Annotated in this window: 24 protein-coding genes and 1 other RNA gene; 8 read left to right on the top strand and 17 right to left on the bottom strand. The window is 43.2% G+C overall.

Annotated features, from left to right (window positions below):
• Nucleotides 1-139: 139 nt before the first annotated feature.
• Nucleotides 140-1,216 carry a WavE lipopolysaccharide synthesis family protein gene (locus tag RTR63_RS00460; protein WP_312522064.1) on the top strand — a complete coding sequence of 359 codons (1,077 nt, stop codon included), beginning with the start codon at nucleotides 140-142 and terminating at the stop codon, nucleotides 1,214-1,216.
• Nucleotides 1,217-1,319: 103 nt separating this feature from the next.
• Here the strand turns inward: RTR63_RS00460 and RTR63_RS00455 are convergent, their stop codons facing one another.
• The 7 genes from RTR63_RS00455 to nadR form a co-directional block, all read right to left on the bottom strand.
• Nucleotides 1,320-2,063 carry a glycosyltransferase family 2 protein gene (locus tag RTR63_RS00455; protein WP_312522062.1) on the bottom strand — a complete coding sequence of 248 codons (744 nt, stop codon included), beginning with the start codon at nucleotides 2,061-2,063 and terminating at the stop codon, nucleotides 1,320-1,322.
• Nucleotides 2,054-3,628, bottom strand: a complete 1,575-nt coding sequence (locus RTR63_RS00450) for an aminoglycoside phosphotransferase family protein (RefSeq protein WP_312522060.1) — start codon at nucleotides 3,626-3,628, stop codon at nucleotides 2,054-2,056. The genes RTR63_RS00455 and RTR63_RS00450 overlap by 10 nt, the downstream gene beginning before the upstream one ends.
• Nucleotides 3,629-3,671: 43 nt before the next feature.
• Nucleotides 3,672-4,043 (bottom strand): HAD-IIIC family phosphatase, encoded by a 372-nt coding sequence (locus RTR63_RS00445; RefSeq protein ID WP_312522058.1) that lies wholly within the window; start codon nucleotides 4,041-4,043, stop codon nucleotides 3,672-3,674.
• 445 nt (nucleotides 4,044-4,488) lie between these two features.
• On the bottom strand, nucleotides 4,489-5,679 hold the full coding sequence (locus RTR63_RS00440; protein ID WP_312522056.1) for a hypothetical protein: 1,191 nt from the start codon (nucleotides 5,677-5,679) through the stop codon (nucleotides 4,489-4,491).
• Nucleotides 5,680-5,832: 153 nt separating this feature from the next.
• Nucleotides 5,833-6,288 (bottom strand): Mpo1 family 2-hydroxy fatty acid dioxygenase, encoded by a 456-nt coding sequence (locus RTR63_RS00435; RefSeq protein WP_065252336.1) that lies wholly within the window; start codon nucleotides 6,286-6,288, stop codon nucleotides 5,833-5,835.
• 182 nt (nucleotides 6,289-6,470) lie between these two features.
• The gene (gene pnuC / locus RTR63_RS00430; RefSeq protein ID WP_312522053.1) at nucleotides 6,471-7,217 is read right to left on the bottom strand and encodes a nicotinamide riboside transporter PnuC; all 747 of its coding nucleotides are present in this window, start codon (nucleotides 7,215-7,217) and stop codon (nucleotides 6,471-6,473) included.
• 120 nt (nucleotides 7,218-7,337) lie between these two features.
• Nucleotides 7,338-8,411, bottom strand: a complete 1,074-nt coding sequence (gene nadR, locus RTR63_RS00425) for a multifunctional transcriptional regulator/nicotinamide-nucleotide adenylyltransferase/ribosylnicotinamide kinase NadR (RefSeq protein WP_312522051.1) — start codon at nucleotides 8,409-8,411, stop codon at nucleotides 7,338-7,340.
• A gap of 485 nt (nucleotides 8,412-8,896) precedes the next feature.
• Here nadR and RTR63_RS00420 point away from each other — a divergent pair, with 485 nt between their 5' ends.
• Nucleotides 8,897-9,118 (top strand): PspC domain-containing protein, encoded by a 222-nt coding sequence (locus tag RTR63_RS00420; RefSeq protein WP_096488610.1) that lies wholly within the window; start codon nucleotides 8,897-8,899, stop codon nucleotides 9,116-9,118.
• 223 nt (nucleotides 9,119-9,341) lie between these two features.
• Here RTR63_RS00420 and RTR63_RS00415 read toward each other — a convergent pair whose 3' ends face one another.
• Both RTR63_RS00415 and RTR63_RS00410 read right to left on the bottom strand, forming a co-directional pair.
• A complete protein-coding gene (locus RTR63_RS00415; protein WP_312522048.1) occupies nucleotides 9,342-10,883 on the bottom strand; it encodes a fumarate hydratase in 1,542 nt (513 codons plus the stop codon).
• A 150-nt stretch (nucleotides 10,884-11,033) separates the two neighbouring features.
• A complete protein-coding gene (locus RTR63_RS00410) occupies nucleotides 11,034-11,906 on the bottom strand; it encodes a rhomboid family intramembrane serine protease (protein ID WP_312522047.1) in 873 nt (290 codons plus the stop codon).
• A gap of 261 nt (nucleotides 11,907-12,167) precedes the next feature.
• Between RTR63_RS00410 and RTR63_RS00405 the strand changes: the two genes are divergently transcribed.
• Together RTR63_RS00405 and RTR63_RS00400 are read left to right on the top strand one after the other, a co-directional pair.
• Entirely contained in the window at nucleotides 12,168-12,848 is a 681-nt protein-coding gene (locus tag RTR63_RS00405; protein WP_312522045.1) for an alpha/beta fold hydrolase, read from the top strand.
• 167 nt (nucleotides 12,849-13,015) lie between these two features.
• Complete coding sequence (locus RTR63_RS00400; RefSeq protein WP_312522043.1) at nucleotides 13,016-14,218, top strand: extracellular solute-binding protein; 1,203 nt, start codon at nucleotides 13,016-13,018, stop codon at nucleotides 14,216-14,218.
• Here the strand turns inward: RTR63_RS00400 and RTR63_RS00395 are convergent.
• Nucleotides 14,215-15,006 carry a methyltransferase domain-containing protein gene (locus RTR63_RS00395; RefSeq protein WP_312522041.1) on the bottom strand — a complete coding sequence of 264 codons (792 nt, stop codon included), beginning with the start codon at nucleotides 15,004-15,006 and terminating at the stop codon, nucleotides 14,215-14,217. The two genes, RTR63_RS00400 and RTR63_RS00395, sit on opposite strands and share 4 nt — an antisense overlap.
• Nucleotides 15,003-15,473: an SsrA-binding protein SmpB gene (gene smpB, locus RTR63_RS00390; RefSeq protein WP_007115442.1), complete on the bottom strand. Its 471-nt coding sequence runs from the start codon at nucleotides 15,471-15,473 to the stop codon at nucleotides 15,003-15,005. Before smpB ends, RTR63_RS00395 begins: the two co-directional genes overlap by 4 nt.
• 420 nt (nucleotides 15,474-15,893) lie before the next feature.
• Between smpB and coaD the strand changes: the two genes are divergently transcribed.
• The 4 genes from coaD to rnpB all read left to right on the top strand — a co-directional run bounded on the left by coaD (nucleotide 15,894) and on the right by rnpB (nucleotide 17,588).
• Entirely contained in the window at nucleotides 15,894-16,418 is a 525-nt protein-coding gene (gene coaD, locus RTR63_RS00385) for a pantetheine-phosphate adenylyltransferase (RefSeq protein WP_312522039.1), read from the top strand.
• 43 nt (nucleotides 16,419-16,461) lie between these two features.
• The gene (locus tag RTR63_RS00380) at nucleotides 16,462-16,725 is read left to right on the top strand and encodes a YfhL family 4Fe-4S dicluster ferredoxin (RefSeq protein ID WP_096488615.1); all 264 of its coding nucleotides are present in this window, start codon (nucleotides 16,462-16,464) and stop codon (nucleotides 16,723-16,725) included.
• Nucleotides 16,726-16,791: 66 nt separating this feature from the next.
• Nucleotides 16,792-17,205 (top strand): PaaI family thioesterase, encoded by a 414-nt coding sequence (locus tag RTR63_RS00375; protein ID WP_312522035.1) that lies wholly within the window; start codon nucleotides 16,792-16,794, stop codon nucleotides 17,203-17,205.
• Nucleotides 17,206-17,233: 28 nt separating this feature from the next.
• An RNA gene (rnpB, locus tag RTR63_RS00370) (RNase P RNA component class A) lies at nucleotides 17,234-17,588 on the top strand.
• 133 nt (nucleotides 17,589-17,721) lie between these two features.
• On the opposite strand, the gene RTR63_RS00365 is transcribed toward rnpB, so the two are convergent.
• The 6 genes from RTR63_RS00365 to RTR63_RS00340 all read right to left on the bottom strand — a co-directional run bounded on the left by RTR63_RS00365 (nucleotide 17,722) and on the right by RTR63_RS00340 (nucleotide 24,802).
• Nucleotides 17,722-18,228, bottom strand: a complete 507-nt coding sequence (locus RTR63_RS00365) for a BLUF domain-containing protein (RefSeq protein ID WP_312522033.1) — start codon at nucleotides 18,226-18,228, stop codon at nucleotides 17,722-17,724.
• Between the two features lie 268 nt (nucleotides 18,229-18,496).
• Nucleotides 18,497-19,393 (bottom strand): acetylglutamate kinase, encoded by an 897-nt coding sequence (gene argB, locus RTR63_RS00360; RefSeq protein ID WP_065252347.1) that lies wholly within the window; start codon nucleotides 19,391-19,393, stop codon nucleotides 18,497-18,499.
• Nucleotides 19,394-19,454: 61 nt separating this feature from the next.
• The gene (locus tag RTR63_RS00355) at nucleotides 19,455-21,023 is read right to left on the bottom strand and encodes a phosphomannomutase/phosphoglucomutase (RefSeq protein ID WP_062334230.1); all 1,569 of its coding nucleotides are present in this window, start codon (nucleotides 21,021-21,023) and stop codon (nucleotides 19,455-19,457) included.
• 112 nt (nucleotides 21,024-21,135) lie between these two features.
• Complete coding sequence (gene dut, locus RTR63_RS00350; protein WP_065252349.1) at nucleotides 21,136-21,600, bottom strand: dUTP diphosphatase; 465 nt, start codon at nucleotides 21,598-21,600, stop codon at nucleotides 21,136-21,138.
• Between the two features lie 193 nt (nucleotides 21,601-21,793).
• Nucleotides 21,794-22,363 (bottom strand): porin family protein, encoded by a 570-nt coding sequence (locus tag RTR63_RS00345; RefSeq protein WP_312522029.1) that lies wholly within the window; start codon nucleotides 22,361-22,363, stop codon nucleotides 21,794-21,796.
• A gap of 399 nt (nucleotides 22,364-22,762) precedes the next feature.
• Nucleotides 22,763-24,802, bottom strand: a complete 2,040-nt coding sequence (locus RTR63_RS00340; protein WP_312522028.1) for a UvrD-helicase domain-containing protein — start codon at nucleotides 24,800-24,802, stop codon at nucleotides 22,763-22,765.
• Nucleotides 24,803-24,808: the final 6 nt, after the last annotated feature.

Raw genomic sequence — 24,808 nt, 5'->3', positions numbered from 1 at the left:
TGTCTAACAGTTTGTCACATCAAAGTCAGATAACAAATCACTGACCGATAATTGAACAAATTTGCGCTATGATGACGGGTTAGCAGATAACAATAATTAATGATAACAATTTAACTGATAATCAGCATCATGGAAACCTATGCAAGCAAACACTCTCCCCAGTCAGTCAGTGACGGTTATTTTTCAAGGTGGTATCAACGTTCACCAGCTAGGGCAGGGCGGTGATGACGGCAGTGATTTTATGGCTAACGTCGCCAAAACCCGAGCAGCATTGCCCCATGCAACCATTGTATTATCGACTTGGGATACGCTTACGTTGCCCACCGAGTTTGACAGCGCCGACAAATTGGGTATCGATCAGCTGATTTTAAACCCAGATCCTGGTGGTCTGCCCAATATCAAATTTGGCTACGACGCCCCTAACAACGTCAATCGACAAATCATCTCCACGCAAGCGGGTCTAAACCAAGTCAGCACCGAATATGCGCTCAAACTACGCACCGATAGCTACTTACTCAATGACAATCTGCTACAATTTTATCGCTATTATACCCAGCAAGTAACGTTACATTCCCAGACCCATTTATCCTCAAAAAGTAAAGCAACCGACTATTCGCCGATTGTAGTGCCTTCGTTTTTTACCATCGACCCCAGCATGTTTGAGCATATGGCGTTTCATATCAGCGATTGGGCGCAGTTTGGCAAGACCGAGCGACTGCAGGCGTTTTGGTCGGCACCGCTGATGAGTAGAGACAACGCCACTTATTTTGAGTCGCATGCACAAGATATCGATGCCAAATTTGCCGACAATACCTTTCGCACGCGGTTGGCTGTCGAGCAGCATATTGCCAGTCATTATGCCAATCAAATCGGCTACGCTGCCACACCGAGCTATTACAATGAGCTCAACGAGCAGATTCTAGACGCGCACAAGGCATTTTTGGCGAGTGAAGTAATTGTGCTTGATATGACAGACTACGGGCTGCGGTTACCCAAATACGAGTGGACATTGACCGATGCTTTTATGGCGATGAACTGCATCAGCCATGATGACTGGTATCAGCTATTTTATCAATATTGGTATCCCAACCAAGTTGACGAAACCCGCTTGGCGCATGCGGATGAACGAGCGGTGATGAAAAGTATCGCCGCGGCAGAGTTTTATCAAAATAGCCCAGTCGATCAACAGCAGATTTTCTCGCGTCTTTATCCCTAAATTCGCTAAATAAAAAAGCTTACCCAACAGATGGTAAGCTTTTTTTCCAACAGTTAAACAATTAAACGCCAATTTTTAAACATCAATCTTTAAACCTCAATCTTTAAACATCAATCTTTAAACCGTGGGCTTTAAGCGCTTGGTATTCATCCGGCGTACCACAAAAATCAATGTCGTCATCCGTGATTTTGACATAGCCGATCCTGCCGCCTTGCGCGATTAATAAATTATACATCGGGGCGATATAATATTCGCCGTTAACCGTCAACTGTTGGGCAATCGCTTGTTGAAACAACGATAGATACTGCTGCTTGGATTTAAAATAATACAAGCCATCACTGCAAAGATTGGAGATACGCTGTTTTTCGGTGGTTTTAATCACCCCGTCATCGTCATCGATGGCGATAAATGACCAATGGTCGCCTTCGCCTTCAAATACTTCTAAATAGCCATCAACGGACTCTACCCAGTCAGGTTTTTCAAACCCATAGCGAAAGGTATCGATGTTAAAAATATAAATCGGCTCATCGTCATCAATACTAGGATTGCCGAGTCCCATTCCGAGTCCTAGCGCTACTGTTTCAGCTTGTCCTGCCGTCTCGCCATCAAGGGTATGAATCATAAAATTGCGCACACCCAAGTGCGTTAATCGCTCAGCAACAAATCGCGGGGTATCATACACATCGCGCACGATAAGCAAAAATAAATCGGTACTAAAATAGCGCTCAAACGACTTGATTGCCAAATCGAATACAATGGTATCGGCAATCGACAATTGATACTTAGGCACCTCAAAGCCTGCCTTAAAAAAACGACTGCTTAGCCCTGCCATCGGAATTACGAACATGTCACTGCCTCCATCACATACATTTTATATAAACGATATGCATTGAGCAGCATGGCGCGCTGGCGATCGGGTCTGTCTGCGTGCAAGGGTAGCATGGATAAGAACAATAACACCACCGCTGGCATGATAGATTCTGTGGTCATGTCATTGACCCAGGTGCCGGCAAAAAATTCTTGCTGGATTTGCTCCAAACGCTTATCAATATCAAATCGTATATCGCTACCGCTAGGGCTATCGATAATTTCATAACGCCCTGCGATGATAAAATCATACATACCAATCACAGAATGGGTGAGCTTGGCTAAATCATAGCTTGCGTTGCCAAAAATACTAAAATTGCCGTTAGAATCCGTGCCCCGTGGGTCAAAAACTTTTACCCGGCGACCGCGCATGTCATACATGATGTTGCTAAAACATAAATCGCCATGCATCACACTCACGGTGTTTGGCAGTGCCAAGGCTTTGTCGATACAGTCCTGCGCAATCTCTAGCGTACTGCCAAGCATCGTTCCATCATATATCACAGCTTTGTTCAAATCGACATCGGCATCATCGGCATACGCATACAAGCGCTTTAAGGTTTTTTTATGGTACAAATCTTCGGCATACGATTTGGCAAACCCTGTTTCGATATGGCGATGCACGTCGGACTGATTGGCCATACTAAAAAATTCTTTTAATAACTGAAAAATATGTTGCCAAAACTCAGTGGTATTTAACCCATGCACATACAACTCATTGAGCGGTAATAATGGCAAGAACTCTAAGCTATAACTAAACTGTCCGTCCACTTGCTGATAATCAATCAACTGCGGGGTAAAACGTCTGAGTGGCGCAGGAATATGGGTGTACCAATAAATTTCCGCTTCAATTTTGTTGTTGTCATCACTGCTTTTGGTGACAATGCCTTCACGAATCTGCAGTGAATTAAAGGCGCGTTCGGTGGTCATATTGGCGCGGGCATGAATATAATGGACAAAATTACTGCAATCATAATATGGCTCAATTTTTACCGATTTCATTGCGATAGCTTGTTGGTACAAATAAATCGCCCGTACAAAATTTTTCTTACTAATCGCCAGCGCTTTAATTAACTCCAATCGTGAGGAAAAGGCAAAATAGCCAATCCAATCGGTGGGGTTTTCTTTGATTTTTTTGGTTTGTTGCCAGTCGTATTGGCGCGTTTTATCCGACACGCCAATACAATCTGAGCAATCAACTAAGTGTGGTAAAAATACATCCCCTTGGATGATACGAATATGCTGATAAGATTTATCAATGGCTAGATTAAGCACATATAAAATGGTCTCAGCCAATGCCAAATTTTCAGCGATTGTCACCACTTCAATGGGCAGAGACTCAATCACCGCTTTTTCATTGATGGTCAAAGTATAAGCTTCAGGTAGGGACAATAGAATTTTTTCATTGGGAAAGTGTTGGCGTACCACATCGACTTGCAGCTGTAACAGTTTTTTATTGCCGATGGGTAGCATGCAAGGCGGAATGCGCCCAATTTCTGCCTCAAATTCGGCATTGACATAGGAAGAGGCGTTAATGAGTATCATGGCGTTAAATTACCTTAAAGGTCGTTATTGTTTTTATTTTTTATTAAGGTGTTAAATCAAGTAGCTGGCAAATCTCTGCATAGCTTAACTTGACCAATTCGTCGGGTCGAATAGCTTTGTCATCCACATAAAACCCTTCAAAGCCGCACCAAGGTTTACCCACATATAATTCATCATACGGGATATTATGTCGTCCCAGCCAATCGATGATAATTGGCAAGGTGTTTTTATTAATAGCGCCAATATTGCCTTGATAGGTGCGCATATTGCGACTGGTATTGATGACAATAGTAAACCCTTGTCGATGGTATTCTCTAAGTTTTTCGACAACTTCGGTGATGGGTTGGGCATTGGCATAGTCGCCATTTTGGGTGGTGCATAGGGTATCATCTAGGTCAAAGATTAGCCGCTTCATTGTTATTATGTTCCTAATATTGCAGTGATAGACTTAAACTAAAAATTTTTGTATTCTTAATAAAATCAAATAGTTGATTGTTATTTTAACTTCCATACCTTAAAGCTAATCCCTACCAAATGATATTACTTATTCATTACTTATTGTAATTTTAGGTAAGAATGCGAGAAAAAAATCGATTATAGGGCTTAATCACAATGCTTAATATTGGCTAGACCGCTTTTAACCAATTAATCAATCGATGTTGACAATTTTTGAGGGTAAGCCATAGCACGAGAAATGCAGTAAAAAGCGGGTGAGAAGCTGATGAATCTAAATGAAATAGGTTGTGATTTAATAAAATATTGGCTTTTATTAATGATGGATTGATAGGCTACAGGCTAAAAGATTAAAAGGCGAAAAAGCTAGAAGAACAGTAGGCAAAACGCGGCAAGGCGTGGAAAATTTATTTGATAGCGACGTGACTATGGACTTTATACATACGACCCAGTGCGTTTTTCCAGCCACGGGCATAGGGCATAAAGGCTTGGCAATGATCTAAGTGATAGCCATAGCCTGCATTACCATACGCCATCAAAAAACTGCCATCCAAAAAACCTGACTGCCCTATGACAAAGCCATTACCTTGATTAAATCGCGCTTCAGCGCCGTTACCGAGCAAGGTGGCATTGATTGCGGTATAGCCGTGACCCTGATTGTGGTTGGCATTGGCGTGGGTGATATCGATACTGGCGTGATGACGGGCAAAATAGCCACCGATCACGTTTTCATTGCCAAGACTGCGATTGGCCAAAATACGTCCGCCATTGTCGGCAAAATAGCCGTAGCCATAATTGCGATAGGCATTGGTACGTCGGTTGATGCTATTGCAGCTTAGCATGCCATTGTGCAGCGCCAAAAAGCCATGTTTGTTTTCGCTGGCACTGGTATCATGGCACCACATCGAGCCATTAGTGAGTGCATAAAACCCTGCGATATGGTTGTGTGCAGACACGCTGTTGTCGGCATTGATAAAGCCGCTGGATTCCGCGCAAAATCCAAAACCCAACTCTTCATCCAAATGCGCACAGTGATACGCCTCGCATTGCTGGGCATCTATCGAGCCCCCATACGCAAAAAATCCGACATCCCCCGCAAACTGTACAATCACCCCAGGCTCACAGCGGATGCTTGAGCCAAAGCGGGCGGCAATCCCATAATAAAACTTATTGATACGGACCTTTGACCCCACGAGCACTTGACTATTGTAATTGCACATGATACCGGCACCATAGCCTTCATCTTGCCACTGTCCATAGCCCAAAAACGCCTTAGTCCCATTGATAGTCATGCCATCGATTTTAAAAATACCATTGCCCCGCTGCATCAAAAAGCCACAGCGGTTATGAGCATCATCAAAATGTAACTGTACTCTATCAGGATTGTTCAAATTGCCAATAATCTCTACCCGATCACTAAAAAAATCAATTTCAACTTGGCTTAAATAATACTCGCCATCGGCAATTTTGATTTGGATAAAGCCTTTATCACCCAGGTTATTTAATTGGCTTTTACAATAAGCCAAAGCCGCGTGAATAGTCGGGAAGGTTTGCGGCACGTCAATACGTTGCCAACGGTTAGATACTTTTTTAATCATAATAACAACAAGGTAACAAGTGATATGGCACTCAAGGTGAGTAAGTCGACTATACATCGCCAAAAAATCTAGCGATAGTCAAAGCCATTGCAATTATTATCTAGGAAATAGCCGCTGTAATATGTTGGGTTTTCTTAGTGAATATGAAGTTTTTTATGACGTTTTAGGTTTTGCCAATTTTTCACTCAACGAATTTGCGACCCAGGCAGGACCAATCAACAAAAATTGTAAGTCTTCAAAAAATGACGGTTTTTTGCCTTCAATTTTGTGACCGACAAATTGCCCAATCCACGCTACCACAAATACGCCAAAATAAAACTTAAACCCAAATGGCAAGATAGCAATCGCTGCTAAGCAAAACAGCACAAACATGCCCATAGCAATAAATAATTGCGTAGACAGACGTAGATAAAACAGCATTACCAAAGCAATCAGTACCAACGTAAATGCCGCTTGCCATGACATGCCCATACCTAAGATACTGGCAAAAATCGTGGGTACGCACAGCCAATGAATTTTTTTATTGATAGGATGTTGGTGGCTCACAGCGTAGTCAGCCAGCCAGCTTTGTAGGGATTTTTTTGAGTGAAGCAGGGTCACGGTTGCCATAATCTTCTTCCTTAAAGATAATAAAGACAATGAAAAAATTGCTGATAAAAAATGGGTGTGAATCCCATCAGTTACCCCTGAATCGTATCACACCCTAGTCGTTTGTCAAATCAGCGAATTTACCCTGATAGGTTTTGATATCAGTGGCTTTTAATATCAGGGGCTTTTGATATCAATGGCTACTAGGCTAAGCCTTTGGCTTTTTGCTCACTGCGATACCATTCATACAGCCCCACAAACGCATTAATTTGGTACACCATGGTTTGAATGGCAAAAATATAATTTTGCGACATCAAGTTGACAATCAGCCAGACAAAATTCACCGCAATCCATAACCACCAGTTAAATGAATAGCGTAAAATCATCGTGGCTTGCGCTGTGATGGAAAGCACAAATGCCAACACATTAATCCAAAAAAAATCAATCACGCCCAAAAATTTACTGCCATCGTCGGCGACCACGCCATAACCCATCGACGTTAACCAATTATTGACAGTTGGAAATAATGCCAAGCCAATCGCGATAAAGGCAATGGTTACCAACCAAACAATTTTATTGGCTGATTTGGGAATCATATTGCCATCGCCATCGGTATTTTTTGACCAATAAAAAATGCCATATAAATGGGTAAAAAAGTTAAACAGCGGCGCGAGCATCAAACCCACCGCACCCGCGGTTCCCTGTACAATGGTTTCACCTGCCGTTGCCAACATACCAAAGCCATTACCCGCGACATTGCGGCGAAAACTTAGCGATACCACACACAATAGCCCGATAAAAGACACCCCCAAATAAAACCAGTCTAACGCTCGATGTTCTGTGGTCAACCAAAAGACCGTAGCCAATGCCACCACCCCAAAAAAGAACCATACCACCGTCCATTCTTGTGCCCATTCACCGGTAATTTTATCCAAAATCGCAATTCGCATTTCGCCTCCAACAGTCATTACAACCATAACAACATTTTTTAATTAAGTTTCAAAAAATAAAACCAAAAATTTTCAGCATATCTACCAAGCATGTTTACCAAGTATGTCTAGAAAATTATTTTATGCCTCGATATCTTGGTAGTGGTGAAAAACGTGTGCATCAATGAGCGCAATCGCATCCAAGAATCGCTGATGATAGTCTGGGCTATCAATAAACAGCGGCGCAATATGATGACGGGCAAAGATTTGTTTTAAACGATTTTCAAAACGCTCACGCTGGGACTCGCTGCCTAGCGAGCGCATCCCATCGGCGACCCAAGGGGTATTATTGGCAAGCATCAGCGTATAATCTAAGCGAAACTCATCGATACAGGCGGTCAAAAACGGGTGGGTACGCCCTTCATATTCTTCACAGAATGCTTGCGTGGTCACAAAATCCGTATCCACCAAGGTGATTGGGGCAGGGGCAAAGCGTTTGGCGGTGCGTATCGCTTGTTCATGGTCAGTTGCCATGAGCGGATAGTCATCGTATTGCATACCAAGCTCAGTACCCCCCAAATCGGTTTGCACAAACAAGCGCCCCATTTCTAAGCCATAGCTTGCACCATAATAGTTGGCTAATTTATGCAGTAGTGTGGTTTTACCTGAGCTTTCACCACCCACCAATGCCACAGTTTTGGTGTAGTCACCTCGCGCTTGCGGGTGAATGGCTGACCAATACAGCGCGGGGTTATTGTGAATCTTGCGGCTATCAAAGCCGTGCTGGCGTGGCGTGGTGACCACAGGTAAATGTAAATCATAATCGACAAACGGATGGGTTTCATCCATAAACACAACAGGGGCTACTACCTCTACCTCATGGCTAGACGCGCTCAACTTAGGATAACGTTGTTGCAAATCCGCTAATACCGCATTGACCTGATCAACGCTCAAATCTTGATAATTGTCTTCATACGAGGGGGTCACCAAATCAGGTAAAATCTCTATATGCACAAATGGCAAATCAGCAAATGCCATCGTCATCCAGCGCGCTTTATCTTTCAAATCAATGGAAAAATTTGGATTTGGCGCAGGGTGAGCGGTAATAAAAATATATAAATCTTTGACTTGCCCAGACGCATGCAAAATCGTTCTTACATGCCCCAAATGCAGCGGCTCAAAATGTCCAATAATGATACCCACATCTTGCATCATGCTTTCCTCAATACTTCATCATGGTTTTTTTAACTATTTTTTATCGACTTGATTTTTTGATTACTTGGATAGATATCCCTAATAAGGATATAAAGAATAAGGATATAAAGTAACGCTATGATAATCGATTAGCCGCTACGAAGTTACAATCGTTTGTAACGCTAGTATCACAATTTGTAAGAATCGGTGTATACACGCCACCAAACACACTATATAGCCGCAAAACTGCGCTTGTTATAATCGCTCATGATAATAATGCGGTAGAAAAAGTTACTAAAAGAAACATCATTCTACGTTTTGTCACCCAACAACCCCCTGCATTTGCTTATAATAAATCATAACCAAAACATAGCATTTTTAATCAATAATTTTAGCTGATGGCATTAAGTTTTAGCATTGAGTTTTAAAGGCATTAAATTTTAGAGATGTTAGGTTTTAACTAAGTCGTAAGTGGTTTTCTCTATTTTTAACAGGTAAAAAATTGAATGGCAAATAAACTGGTAAAACTTCATCGCTCTCAGAATCATCGTATGATTGCAGGTGTGATGGGGGGTATTGCAGAGTATTTAGGCTGGAATGTAACATTGGTGCGTTTGTTGTTTGTCATTATCTCAACCGCGAGTGTCGCAGTGCCAGGTATTTTGATATATATCGTGCTATGGATTGTCATGCCAAATGCTACCCAAAATTCCTATCGTACGGTTTGATGGGTGTATAGGTTTCTTTGTATAACTGTTAGGTAGCAAAAAGAATAGCCAAAAAAATTAAAAATATTATGAATAATAACAACTAGCTATAACAATAACTATAAACTTCTCCACTTTTCCTCCTGCCCAGATAATACATTATCTGGGTATTTTTTTAACCTAAAAAAAGCCTTAAGGAAATACTTAAGGCTTTTGTTTATATTAAAAATCTTGAAAAAATTGACTAAGGCACAAAACGTACAGGCTCGGCAATCACTTGCTGGGCGCGTTCTGCGACTTTATCAAAACGGTGGATACTATTACCTTGGTTGTCAACAGCGACCGTCACCGGCATATCTTCTACCTCAAACTCATAAATCGCTTCCATGCCTAGCTCTGGGAAGGCAAGCACTTTAGCGCCTTTGATAGCTTTTGAGACCAAGTAGGCGGCACCGCCCACTGCAATGAGATAAATTGCCCCATGTTTGGCGATGACTTCACAGGTCGCAGGGCTACGCTCGGATTTACCAATCATCCCAATCAAGCCTTGATCCAAGATTGTGTCGGTAAATTTATCCATACGCGTTGAGGTGGTGGGACCCGCAGGACCGACCACTTCATCGCCTACTGCATCGACAGGACCGACATAATAAATAAAGCGATTTTGTAAATCCACGGGTAACGCTTCGCCTTTGGCAAGCATATCGACCATGCGTTTATGCGCGGCATCACGACCCGTTAAGATTTTACCGCTAAGTAGTAAGGTATCGCCGATGTTAAACTGACCTAAGGTTTCTTTGGTTAAGTCGTTAACATTGACTTTAATCACATCATCGGAGCCAAAGGACACTTCTGGCCAATCTGATAGTGAAGGGACAGGCAAGGCTGCTTCACCTTGACCGTCTAGGGTAAAGTGAATATGACGAGTCGCCGCACAGTTTGGAATCATGGCAACTGCTTTACTTGCGGCATGGGTAGGAAAGTCTAGTACTTTGACATCCAGTACCGTAGTCAAGCCGCCAAGACCTTGAGCGCCAACGCCAAGCTCGTTCACTTTGTCGTACATATTAAGACGTAAGCGCTCAACGCTATCAAGCTCGGCACCGCTTTGGGCTTTGGCTTGTAAATCATGGATATCGATGTGTTCCATGAGCGAGCGCTTGGCAAGCATCATGGCTTTTTCTGGCGTGCCGCCGACACCGATACCTAAAATACCAGGTGGGCACCAACCGGCCCCCATTTGAGGAACGGTTTTTAACACCCATTCTTCAATCGAATCTGAGGGGTTTAGCATCGCAAATTTTGCTTTGTTTTCTGAACCGCCACCTTTTGCGGCACAAATCACATCAACTTTGTCACCCGGTACCACGCTCATGTGCACCACCGCTGGCGTGTTGTCTTTGGTGTTTTGACGTTTACTAATTGGGTCTACTAGGATGGATGCCCGTAATGGGTTGTCTGGATTGTTGTAAGCACGGCGTACCCCTTCGTTAACCATGTCTTCAACGCTCATATTCGCGTCATCGCCTAAGTCCCATTGCACGTTCATACCGATATCAAGGAACACCACCGCACTACCAGTATCTTGGCAAATCGGACGATGACCCATCGCTGACATACGGCTGTTGGTGAGGATTTGCCCCATGGCGTTTTTGGCAGATTGGTTGGTTTCTTTTTGCCATGCTTCATATACAGCATCAACGAAGTCTTTTGGGTGATAATAACTGATGTATTGAAAGGCGTTGGCGATAGAATTGATAAAGTCGTCTTTCTTGATGACGGTCATTGGCTGGTCCTTTTCACTGGCTAAATAGTGGCGCTATTATAGCATTGTCATTTGCTAGATTGGCAAACAAGATTGGCAAAAGGGCGCAGCAATAACCGTTTTAAATGGTCAACCGCTAAAATTTTTATCCCATTAAAAAATTATTAACAGTTAATGGATAATACTTGGCAATGCAAGATTGAGTAACTGCATAAAACTGATATGTAGCCAGCCATAAATCGCCATAAATCCCACTATCAACACTATATAGCTTGCGGTGATAATTTTACCCTTTAATACAACTAAAGAAGGCGGGATGAAGGGGGCAGCGCTATCAGAGATTGGTGCATCGCCAAAATGATTGGGTTGCCAAGGTGTGCTACTAGTTTGATGGGCGAATAGCTGCTGCTGGCGGATAACGCGATACTGCATGACATATACCATACCCAGCAAGCCACCTATAATTGCACCGCCCACATGACTGGCATTATCAATACCGCCCACCAAAAAACCATAGCCCAAATTAATCACCATGACTATCAATAACGAGCGAAAATTTAACGCAAAATTATTGAATGATGTTTTGGTTAGCGCTGTTACCAATAGCGCCATCCCAATGCCCATGATACCGCCTGACGCACCGGCACTAATGATTGGCGGCTCACCTGTCATCACGCTATGCAAGCCCAAAAAGTTATTGAGCAAATTGCCGCCAACACCTGATAACAAAAACAACGCTAAAAAATTGACAGCGCCAAACATCCGCTCTGCCACTTGTCCAAAATAATATAAAGCAAACATATTAAACAGCAAATGCATAAAACCAATATGCAAAAACAGGCTGGTCACCAATCGCCACGGCGCATCACCCAGTGAAAAGGGTAAAAAATTGGCACCCCAAGCAATTAACGATTGATTAGTGGGATGGGTCGGATTGACGCCAAACACTAGCTGTAATGCAAACACCCCAATACAAATTACCACCAACGCCAACGTGATAGGGTAGTGTTGTAAAGCTTGTTGGATTGGGGATTCAAATGCCATAGCGCGCCTTATATAAACCAATTTAAGTGTAAACCAATTTAAGTGTAAGCCAATTTAAGCCAAAATTTCAAAAGAAAAAAGCCTGTATAAAATCATTATCATCAATTCATAAATCGCAATTATAGTATGAAATGGTAACAATGTTTTGCAAATCCGTCTGCTCAATCTAGAAAATGATAAGCTAAGCAGGCGGCATTTCCCCCAAATTTTTAGCATCGTAGATAAAAATTATAGATATAACTCATAGATACAAAAGGCTTTATGATAAAACGCCAACCCAAACCGCTTGTCATCCTCATTCATGGTTTGCACATGCATGCCTGGGCGATGCGACCGCTTGCCAAAAAACTCACCAAACTTGGCTATGAGTGTCACAGGTTTGGGTATTTTAGCGTCGCGCATAATCTTGCCAACCATAGCCGCCGTTTGCACCGCTGGCTGACCAAACATGAAAAACCGAATGCGCCTATTTATTTGGTCGGTCATAGTCTGGGTGGGCTGGTCATTCGAGACTTTTTGCAGCGCTATCCACAGTGGCAGATTACGCGCTGTGTGACACTTGGAACGCCGCATAATGGTAGCATCAGTGCCAATAACATGTTCAAAATCCTGCCCAAATTCATCGGTCGCTCGTATCTACAGGGGCTAGATGGCAGTGCACCTGCACTCAACGATGGAGTACAGCTAGGTAGTATTGCGGGGGTTCGGTCGGTGGGGCTTGGCAAAGTGGTATTACCCCGTAACCGTGAGCTTGCCAAGCTTGAGCCGCATCTGCAGCCCAATGACGGCACGGTGTTTGTGCATGAAACCCAGCTTGCCACTGCCAAAGACCATATCATCGTCAATGCGTCCCATACGGGACTCCTGATAAATGATGAAGTGGCGATACAAATCCATCACTTTTTGCAACAAGGGCATTTTTTGCATACAAAAAATTGTTGAGACAAAATAGGGTTAAAAACCCGTCAATTCAAAGTTTTTTTAAGAATTATCTTGGGGCAAAATGCTATAATCATCCAAAGTTTTTTAGGCGCGCTATTGAGCGATGATGTATTTAGCCATAATCCATTTAGCGATGGTCAGGCAAAGCTGTTGAAGAAGGTTAAGCTGTGTTGAAAGCAAGTGATGGGATGGGTTGTATGATGGGTCATAAGGTGCGTACCAATGTCAATGCGCAATCATCAGCCATCAGCGCCTTGTTAATTGCCTCGGTGAGTATATCGGGTGCGACCTTAACTGCCTGTAGTCCGTCATCGACGCCGCCATCCCCAACGTCACAATCGGCTTCGACCACCGCTTCGAGCGCTAATGGCAATGATGCCAGTAATACCAATGCGACCCCAAATGCAAGTATTGCGAGTACAACTCCAGCAGTGCCCAATCAACTCACGATTTACACCTCCATTGACAAAGCGGCCCTTGAGCCGTTATTAACTAGCTATGCTAGGCAAATCAATGTGCCGATTCATATCGTGCAAGATGAGCCAATGTCAATTTTGGCACGGTTAAAAGCAGAAGGTGCCAATAGCCCTGCGGATGTGATTTTGACTGAAGATGCGGGGATTTTTAGTACCGCAGTCGAAGAGGGGCTGTTACAACCCTTTAATGCCGAAAAAGCAGTGGCGCATGTCCCAGAGCGTTACCGTGATCCTGATGGCAATTGGATTGCGTTATCTAGCTACGCGCGTACCGCGGTGTATGATAGTCGTGTACTCCATACCAACGATATTTCAAGCTATGCCGATTTGTCTAAATTAAAATGGTCACAAAAACTGTGCCTAAGCCAAGGCAAATACATCCCTAATCAGTCACTGGTTGTCAATCTCATCAATAATCTGGGCGATAAACGCACCCAAGAAGTGATGCAAGGCTGGCTTGCCAATCTAAGTGTCCCTGTGCTGCTGGATGACAGTGAAGTGCTAAAGGCCATAGAAAGCGGTAAATGCCAAATCGGTCTGGTCAACAGCAACCACTACGGACGCTATCTGCAAGCGCATCCCGATACCCCGATTAAAATCAAATGGATCAATAAGGGCTACGGCGGCGTCAGTACCAACATTACAGGGGTTGCCATTCCCCATGCCGCCAAGCATACCGAGTTGGCGCTTGGGCTGATTGAATGGCTGGCTGCCAAAGATCAGCAATCACTGTATGCCAGTTTAAGTAACACCTTTCCGATTGACCCCAATGCCGAAGCCTCGGTCTTACTCAAGTCTTGGGGGGATATCGAAGTCAGCCCGATACCTGTGAGATTTTATGGCGAAAGACAAGCGTTGGCAGTCGATTCAATGCAGCAAGCGGGTTATTACTAATTAGCTTTGCTCACCAAAAAATGCAAATAACGCCCTAGCCATTTATAAGGGTCTTGTCCGCTATAGGCGACTTCCATATCAATTACCGCTTGTGGATTGGTATGTCCACCACGCTTGAGCGGTGAATAATCATGAAACACCCGTAACCCTGACGTATGCAAGATTTGGTAATGATGGTCACCAATCCAAGCAATCACCTCATCTTTTGCCACCGGGTGATTGGGCGTCAAACTGCCATTATCGGCTTTAAAATCTTTGTTATGTAGTAGATTAAAATTGCCCATCACCAAGTTACGATACACAAAGCTGGCAGGGTTATAAAAACACAGCGATAGTACTCCTTTTTCAGCGCCATCATCGACAAGCCACCGATCGAAAAAATCCATAATCAGTTTTGGCTCAGCCAACCACTCAAGCACCGCATGACACAGGATTAAATCATATTTGCCGGTTAATTTATCATCCAATTGCTGATAAGGGCAGGTATGCCAGGTGATATTTTGTGCCGCCTCGCCTGCGTTTTGTTTGGCAATCTCAAGCATATTGGCAGAGATGTCATTGATGGTGACGTCATGCCCGTCTTTGGCAAGTTCGATACTGATTTGCGCCAAGCCTGCACCAACATCCAATACGCGAAGCGGTCGGGTTTGTGTCTGTTGCCATGACTTTACCCAGCCAAAGATATCATGGCGCAGCACGGCAAGGCGAATTTCACCTTTTAAGCCGCCGTATATTTTTTTCTCAAAATGCGCGCTGATGTCATCAAAATTGCGGTCTTGGTTCGTCATACAAGATTTTTCAGTCCGCGTTGTTTTTCGCGTTGATAATCACGCTCTTTTAAGGTGGCGCGTTTATCGTGTAGTTTTTTACCCTTAGCAAGGGCAATTTCGCATTTGACGCGGCCATGACTCCAGTACACTTTAAGCGCCACACAGGTATGACCTTTTTGGTTGACCATGCCAAAGAGCTTATCAATCTCGCGGCGGTGCAGCAGTAGCTTACGGGTGCGAAGGGGGTCAGCGACAATGTGAGTCGATGCCGATAACAGCGGCTGAATGTGCGCGCCAAACAAAAAGGCTTCACCATCTCTAAAAATCACATAGCTTTCGGTGATACGCATTTTACCCGCACGGATGGATTTGACTTCCCAGCCGAGTAGCTCAAGCCCCGCTTCAAAGCTTTCTTCAATAAAATACTCGTGACGCGCTTTTTTGTTGCTAGCAATCAGGCTAGGCATTTTTGGTTTTTTAGTCATTTAGGTTTCCTTGCTGCAACATCGCGGACATACCCAATGCTGCACAGCGTGTGTTAATAATTTTGTTGCCATAATCTTATTACAACAATCGTGTTGCCATAAATCAGTATGATAAGCCGTTTAATATGGCGATAAATCCCGATAAATCAATTCTTGGGTTTTGATTACTAAGTTTAAGTTTTTGATTATTGGGCTTTGGATTACTAAGTTTTTTATTGCTAGGCTTTACCCTAAGTTTTCATTCAGCTTTGGGTAAAAGGCTGCAAAGCTGTCATGATAACACGCTAAACACAAATTGATAGTGAGATTTGATTGTTAATTGGGGGCAAATTTTGCTAGGATTAGCAACAAACTAGCAATCTTTGTTTTAATCATATTGTTAGCACCAAATAGCGCATTATTTATCATAAAGAGACAGCCATGTCAGCAGCCAGCCAGCCAATTACAAACCCTTATACTAAAATTATCTATCCGGGTACATTTGACCCGATTACCAAAGGGCACCTTGATTTGATTAAGCGCGCTTGCCGCCTGTTTGATGAGGTGATTGTCGCGGTGGCGATTGGTCATCATAAAAAACCGCTATTTACTTTAGAGGAACGGATTGGATTGGTAGAAAAAGCCTGTCATGATAAAGATTTGAGCAATATATCCGTGATTGGCTTTGATGGGTTATTGGTGGATTTGGCAAAAAATCAACAAGCCACCGGTGTACTGCGTGGATTGCGGGCGATGTCAGATTTTGAGTATGAATTTCAGCTTGCCAATCTCAATCGTGAATTAGACCCAAACTTTGAAGCGGTGTTTTTGACCCCATCGCAGCAATATTCTTTTATCTCCTCAACGCTGGTGCGCGAAATTGGCAAATTAGAGGGTGATGTGAGTAAATTTGTACCGCCGTGTGTCGAAGAGGCATTTGAACGAAAAAAACAACAGGGTTGGTAAGTCGTGGTAAAATAAACGTTTCTTAGTAAACGTTTTAAAAGCTATGGCATTAATAATCACTGATGAATGTATCAACTGCGATGTTTGCGAGCCACTTTGCCCCAACGATGCAATTTATGTGGGCGAGCTGATTTATGAAATTGACCCTGCGCTGTGTACCGAGTGTGTCGGTCATTTTGATGAGCCGCAGTGTTCGCTATTTTGTCCCGTACCTGATTGTATCCCCAAAGATCCCAACTATTTGGAGACGCCAGCGCAGTTGATGCTTAAATTTGAGCGCATCACCCAAACTAAAACCAGCCAATAAATTTTTATAACCGCTATTTTTCACCACGTCGATTTTTAACAAAGCTATTGTAGATAAGGAATGTCTATGCCCGCCAATAAAGCAGAACTGAGTGCTTTTCTGAAGCAATCTTTCCCCCAAGCCAACTGCCACATCGAATCGGTGGGTAACGGTCAAGCCATTGTATCCCATCCTATCGGTGATGATGAGTTACGACCGGGTGGCACGGTATCAGGGCCTGTGATGATGAAAGTGGCTGATGTTGCGCTATATGTGGCTATTTTGGGCGAAATTGGTATCGTCCCATTGGCAGTGACTACCAATCTTAATGTGTCTTTTCTGCGAAAACCCTCTGCACAAGCCAACCTTATCGCCAAATGCCAGCTTATCAAAGTGGGGCGCACGCTTGCAGTAGGCGATGTATTGATTTATTCAGAAGGTGATGACAGACCTGTGGCGCATGCAGTCGGTACGTATGCGTTGCCTGCTGACCATGACTAAATAGATAAAGCCTGTTATAATGCTTGCCTTGGCAGACCAGACGAACGCTGCTTGCCCTTGTTTACAGTGGGTAAGGGGAGGAAAGTCCGGGCTACACAGGGCAGAGTGCCAGCTAACGGCTGGGGGGCGTAAGCCTACGACAAGTGCAGCAGAGAGTAGACCGCCTTAGCAATAAGGTAAGGGTGAAAGGGTGGGGTAAGAGCCCACCGCATGACTGGTAACAGTTCATGGCAAGGTAAACTCCACTCGTAGCAAGACCAAATAGGTGTCCGTATGGCGTTGCCCGCGTTGGACACGGGTAGGTTGCTTGAGCGTATTGGTAACGATACGCCTAGATGAATGTTCGTCCTAGACAGAACCCGGCTTATCGGTTTGCCATGCTTATTTTAATCAACCTATTGTTATCAATAGGTTTTTTATTTTTGTGGATGACAATAATACCGTTTTAACTTCCTGATTATCATAAAGCGTGATAGCTAACTTAATCTCCCGATTTAGTAGATTTGAGATTAGCCACTAACCTTGAAACGGCAGGGTGAAATTTCGGATACGCATAAAGCGTTTACTAAACAGTGATTTGATAGGTTTTTGCGGCGTGATGTAAGTGATTCTTTGCTCTGACATGATATCAATCAGCTTAACGACTTCTTGCATGCCCCAACTATATACATCAAATGATTCTATAAAAGCATGGTGTTTAAAGGCATAGGAATGCTTGGATAAATCAAAACAACCCATAAACCAGTTGTCAAATACGGCGTTTGAAATATAGCCTTGACCAATGATTTTGATATGGGTGTGGCGATTATCTTGTTTTAAAGCATGCAGCAAGTTTACACATGCTAACTCATCGCCTTCATAATACTGAAAAAACTTACCGGCATCGTACAGCAAAAAACCAGTGATACCAGAGCGGGTATTATTTTTAATCGACTGGTTCAGAATGTGGGTAAACGTATGTTGATTTAACGCTGCAGTTAGCGTTATCTCACTACAATAAGCCATAAAGTATTTTTGCGACATCCCAATAGTCCTTGGTAAGTGGTACGTGAATATCAACTTTAAATAATTGCTACTATCCGCTACAGCCGCTTGCAACATTATATAAATTTGCAAATTAAAATAGTCATGATAGTCAATATTAGAAAAAATACCAATTACATTTGTGTTGTAATTCTAAAATCTATCCTATATTTGACCAATATCGTGAGCGAAAAAAAACCGCTTAAATCAGCGGTTTATTAACCCAAAAACAACTCAGAAATAATCCAGAAGTAACGCAAAAGTTACTTCAAGGATGGCGGCTGATGAGGGTGCCAACGCCTTTATCGGTAAAGACCTCTAGCAAAGTCGCATGAGGAACACGACCATCGACAATCACCGCACTTTTTACCCCGTTTTTTACCGCTTCTAGTGCATAGCTGATTTTTGGAATCATGCCGCCAGAGATAGTGCCATCGGCAATCATCTCATCCACCTTGCTTGGGGTAAGTCCAGTGGCAACATTGCCTTCTTTATCAAGCACCCCTTTGATGTTGGTGAGTAAAATCAGTTTTTCCGCGAGCATGAACTCAGCGACTTTCCCCGCCACCACATCGGCATTGATATTGTAAGTATTGCCTTCATCATCCACGCCAAGCGGTGCGATGACAGGAATAAAGTTAGAGGCAATCATCAAATCAATCACATCGCGATTGATGCTAACCACATCACCCACAAATCCCAAATCAATTTGTTGTTGGTTGCCTTGTTCATCCGTTTTGGTCATCGGTAATTTTTTAGCGCGAATGAGACTGGCATCTTTACCCGTTAAGCCAATAGCACGACCACCGTGTTTGTTGATGAGATTGACGATAGATTTGTTGACGCTACCACCAAGTACCATTTCCACCACATCCATGGTGGCTTTATCGGTCACTCGCATGCCATCAATGCGGTCAGAGCTGCGCCCCAATTCTTTAAGCAAGTTATCGACTTGTGGACCGCCGCCATGGACCACCACAGGATGAATGCCTACAGTCTTTAACATGACGATATCTCTGGCAAAAGAACTCTCTAATATCGGATCGGTCATGGCATTGCCGCCGTATTTGACCACCATCACTTTATCTTCAAAACGCTGGATGTAGGGTAGTGCTTCGGTCAATACGTCAGCGGTATGCATGGCCTGCTCAAGATCTAATGCCATTTCAAATCCTTATATAATTTTGCTAGAGACGTTTTTTAAAATGCGTTTTTAACAGCGGTGTTTATACAGGCTGAATTTGTGCGACTTGTTCGGCAAGGTTGTCATCAATCGTACGGCATAAGTCAACAAAAATAGATTGAATATGCCGCAGCTCAGCAACGTCATTGGCAGAAAAACGCACGGTCAAAAAACTGCCCGTATTTGACTTGCGTAAAATACCAAATCCCTCCGCAAAATCCAAGCGCAACCCATCAATCGTATTGACATTTTTGACCGCAAATGAGGATTTTAACCGTTTAAACGGCTTTTTCCCCAGTGCCGTGATACGGGCAATCACGGTTTGACCATAATGATTATCAGCGATAGGTAGGTACATATCCGCCGTACTAATGCAAGTGGGCAAACTTGCTAGAATATCGTTAAGGCTGATAGGTTGATGGCTTAACCAATTGAGCAAGCGGGCAGCTGCGTACATGGCGTCGTCATGTAGCACAAAATAGCCATCGTTAAAAATAAAATGCCCTGATAACTCACCTGCAAAAATCGCGTTGTCTGATTTGTTTTGTAACGACTTTCGCATCAAGCTACTGCCAGTTTTGGTCATCATCGGGGTGGCACCATGCGAAGCGATGAGACTGGGTACGTGATGCGAGCATTTGACATCAAAAATGACTTTTTTATCAGTTGATGTATACGTACTGGGCAATTCTTCAATGGCAATGCGAGAGAGTAGATAAAGCAAATTGTCAGGGCTAATCATCTGACCCTGTGCATCAATTACCATCACCCGATCGCCATCGCCATCAAAAGCCAAGCCAATATCTGAGCCTGTAGCTTTGACTGTGTGAGCTAATTGTGTCAAGCGATTGGATTGCGTTGGGTCTGGGTTACCTTGGGGGAAATTGCCATCGGGGGAGGCGTTTAGCATGATGCAATAATAGCCAAGCTGGCTAAATAGAGCCTCTGCAAAATCACTGGTCGCACCATGCATACAGTCGATGACAATTTGCTGTGGGGCATGAAAATAGGTGGTCTGAGTGAGTTTGGCTTGATTGATGTGAGTAAAAGCCTGCTGGATAGCTTGGATATAAGCTGCAAAAAAATCTTTGGGCGTTGAATAGTGGGTTTGCCTGATGGCATCAATAAGCCTGTCATCAGGCACGATGGCTTTGTAGCCAATTAAAGCCTCATAAAGCTGCTGCACATCATCACCGCTTGGCGACTCATGATTGATAAGCCATTTAATGCCATTGATATGTTTTTGCGAATGACTGGCGGTGACCATCAGCCCATTACCGGAAAATTGCTGTGCCATAAATGCCATCATCGGCGTGGTTGTCAATCCCAACCACTGCACTACTAGACCGGCTTGCTGGCAAGCATACGCCATATATTTGGCAATTTCTTGGCTTTGGTGGCGAGCATCGTAGCCGATGACAACCGTAGGTTTGTTCACCGCTAAAGTTGGCGTTGTTGCTGTCGTTTGGTGAGCATAGACAAAAAGCTCAGCAAATACCCTTGCCAATGACCACACAAAATCATCAGTAAATAAGGTGACATCACCACGAATATCGTAAGCTTTAAAAAGGGATTTTTGCGGAAAAAAAGGATGAATAAACAGAGTATTCATAAAAAAAACATCTAACTGATTTTATACTACCAAAATCATAGCATTGAAATTTGGCAAAATAATTAAATACTCTGTTATAAATTGTTAAAAAAAAATGAGAAAACGGTAACAATTAATGGGTTCCCGTTGAGCCAAAGCCGCCTTCACCGCGTACACTGATATCAGAAAACTCCGCTACAATCTCAAAAGTCGGACGCGCAATCGGCACGACCAAGTACTGCGCCATTTTCTCGCTAGGTTGTAACACATAATCGGTTTGACTACGGTTCCAGATAGAGACCATTAATTCGCCTTGGTAATCCGCATCAATCACACCCGTCAGATTACCCAGTACAATGCCATGCTTATGTCCCAGCCCTGAGCGCGGCATGATAAAACCGACATAATCCGGGTCTTGGATGTAGATGGCGAGTCCTGTACCAATCAACTGGCTTTCACCAGCTTTTATGGTGATAGGCTCATCGATACAAGCGCGCAAATCTATGCCCGCCGAGCCGTCTGTTGCGCGATGAGGTAGGGGAAATTTATCATCATTACCAATTTTGGGGTTTAAAATCTTGACTTGTACTTGCTTCATGCTCACCAACTTATCTTGAATTTATAAAAAATTGTAAAAAACCCCTATATTATAAACCTAAATGGCACCATATTGAGCGAATACCAAAGTAAGTTTTCTTAACCAAAAAGAAGAAACCAAAAAAAGAGCAGCCATAAGCTACTCTTTTGTATTGATATCCAGTATTCATCTATTAATTCAATTAGCAATTCAATTAGAATTTATAGTGAGCACCGACAGTGACTAAGTCTGTATCAACTGAAACATTATTTGTTACGTCAACTGAAGGCAGACGCGTATATTCAGCTTCTACAGATGCATTTGGTGAAAGGTTATAACCTAAGCCGACACCACCTGCTACACCCGACTTGTCATATTTATCATCACCAAAATCAACTTGGGTTTGCGCAATACCTAGTTTACCTTTGGCATAAACATTCGATGCTGGGAATTGGTATTTATAAGTGCCATATAAACCTGCAGTGTTAGTGCTAATTTCACCTACTTTCGTACCGCGATATTTTAAATCTTCTTTTGAAGAATCTACATATTCAACTTCCGCACCAAAGTTAGGGGTAAAGTTATAACCTGCATACACACCATAAGCCGTTTGGTTGTCAGCATCAAAACGGTCAGCATCAGTATTAAATTGACCCGCTTTTACACCGACATAGGGTTGACCGGTGTAGCCAACAGTATTGGTTTGGTAAAGTGCAGCATTTGCACCTGCAGTCACAACTGTACCTGCAATTAAGGCTAAAAGGGTTTTATTTAAAGTTTTCATCGTCTTCTCCTTCAGAAGTTTTTTGAAAAGTATCACAACAAGCCATGTAAAATTATTAGTTAAGTTAATTTGAATCTTTGGAATTCAAATATTGCCCTGCTTGTTTTGTTAAAGCCATCATAGCAAAATAAATTTAGATTACTGTCTGTGTTTAACAGGTCGGAAGTTAAGTTATGAAATGAAATTTGCCAAAAAGGTAACTAAGCTACCTATTTGAAATTTTTTGTTACATCTCCTATCAAATACCTGTTTTTTAGGAAATATTTAGTTACATCTACTTGGGCGTTTGGGTCAAATATTTGTCATACAGGCTGTTTTTCAATAAAAAAAGGGCTTAAAGTTACCTTTTTTGCCCTTTTTTTACGCCTTTTCTGCTATGCCGTTTTTTTTATCAATTAATTATTTGGCAGCTTTGCTTTTGAGTAACGCCTGAATATTGGCCAAATAATCCTCTGCGGTTTTCTTGGGTTGATGCGCTGCCGCTGATTTTTTCATGCCAGGGGCATCGATATGTTCTGTCGGCAACTCGTCGATAAATCGGCTAGGGGTGGTGGTTTTCATTTGACCGCCTGCACGGCGCTGGGCAGCCATTGTCATGGTCAGCTCTTTACGGGCACGGGTAATCCCCACGTACATCAAGCGTCGTTCTTCTTCGATGGATTCAGCAATAATGGAGTTTTTATGCGGTAATAGTTCTTCTTCAAGTCCCATGATATAGACATAATCAAACTCAAGCCCTTTAGCGGCGTGTAGTGTCATCAGATTGACTTTATTGGTATTTTCCTCTTCCTGCTGCTGCTCAAGCATATCAAGTAACACAAGCTTACGAATGACTGCATCAATGGTGCGATCATCGTCATCATCCGCGCGGTTAATCAGGTTTTGGATACTGGCGTATAGGGTTTCGATATTATCAATACGAATTTTTTCTTGCTGCGGGGTTTTTGCTTCGCTTCGTACCAAATCAATATAGCCAGTTTCATCAATCATTTGCTTGACCAGCGGCACAGGGTCGGGATGCTGGTATAGCTCTTGGGTGTAACGCTCGATAAAATCAGCAAATTCTTTAAGCTCGCCACTGGCTTTTTTGGGTAACACATGCGTCAGTCCACTATGACCACTTGCCATCAATAGTGAGACTTGGTGTTCTTGGGCAAATAGTCCGAGCTTTTCAAGGCTGGCAGGTCCAAGCCCACGTTTTGGGGTATTGATAATCCGTAAAAAGGCACTGTCGTCTTCAGGATTTAGAATCAAGCGCAAATAGCTCATAATGTCTTTGATTTCACTACGGGCAAAGAACGACGTGCCGCCTGATAACTTATAAGGAATTTGCAGCTGACGTAGCTGAGCTTCTAACATACGCGCCTGAAAGTTACTACGATACAGTACCGCATAATCTTGCCATTCATTGGCATTGCGAAGTTTGTGGGTGATGATTTCTTTGGCAACGCGCTCTGCTTCATCATCATCGTTACGACAATTGATGATGCGAATCAGCTCGCCATGCCCTTTATCTGACCATAATTTTTTTTCAAATAAATGCTCATTATTGGTGATCACTGAGTTAGCAGCGTGCAAAATACGCGACGTAGAGCGATAGTTTTGCTCAAGCTTAACTACCTTTAATTTGGGAAAATCCTCTTGCAGCAGTGCCATATTTTCAGGTTTTGCCCCACGCCATGCATAGATGGATTGGTCATCATCACCCACCACCGTAAAACGCGGCTGCACGCCCACTAGCAGTTTAATCAATTCATATTGCGCGGTATTGGTGTCTTGATATTCATCTACTAATAGATAGCGTATGCGATTTTGCCATTTGTCACGTACTTGGGTATTTTCTTGCAACAGCCGTGTCGGCATTACAATTAAGTCATCAAAATCCACCGCATTGTAGGCACGTAGGTTACGCTCGTAGAGTTGATACAGCGTTGCAAATAGCATATCTTCAGGGTCAGTCAACGTATCCGCTGCCTTTTCAGGGGGGATGAGATCGTTTTTCCAATCGGATATCATTTTGATAGCTTTACCAACCAATTCGCGGCTCTCAGCACCGCTCATGTTGTCTCGCACCATCAAATCCATCAACAGCCGCTTGCTATCTTCGGCATCCATGATGGAAAAATTGCCTTTAAGCGGCGTATGCAATAACTCGTAACGTAAAAACTGCAAGCCAAATTGGTGAAAAGTCGAGACAGTTAAGCCTTTGGTTTTGTCACTCGGTAATAATTTTTGCACACGGGCTTTCATCTCGCGAGCCGCTTTGTTGGTAAAGGTGACCGCGGTGATACGCTCGGCTGGCATTTGACATTCTTCAATCAGATAAGCGATTTTACGGGTAATCACAGATGTTTTACCCGAACCTGCACCTGCCAGTACCAGCAAGGGTCCAGAGACATATTGCATGGCTTCTTGTTGGCGAGGGTTTAATTGGCTCATAGTCGC

The sequence above is a fragment of the Moraxella sp. CTOTU47724 genome, from assembly GCF_032014955.1.
GTDB lineage: Bacteria > Pseudomonadota > Gammaproteobacteria > Pseudomonadales > Moraxellaceae > Faucicola > Faucicola tetraodonis.
Note: the sequence above shows the minus strand (reverse complement) of the source record. Positions and strands in the feature narration are given on the sequence as shown.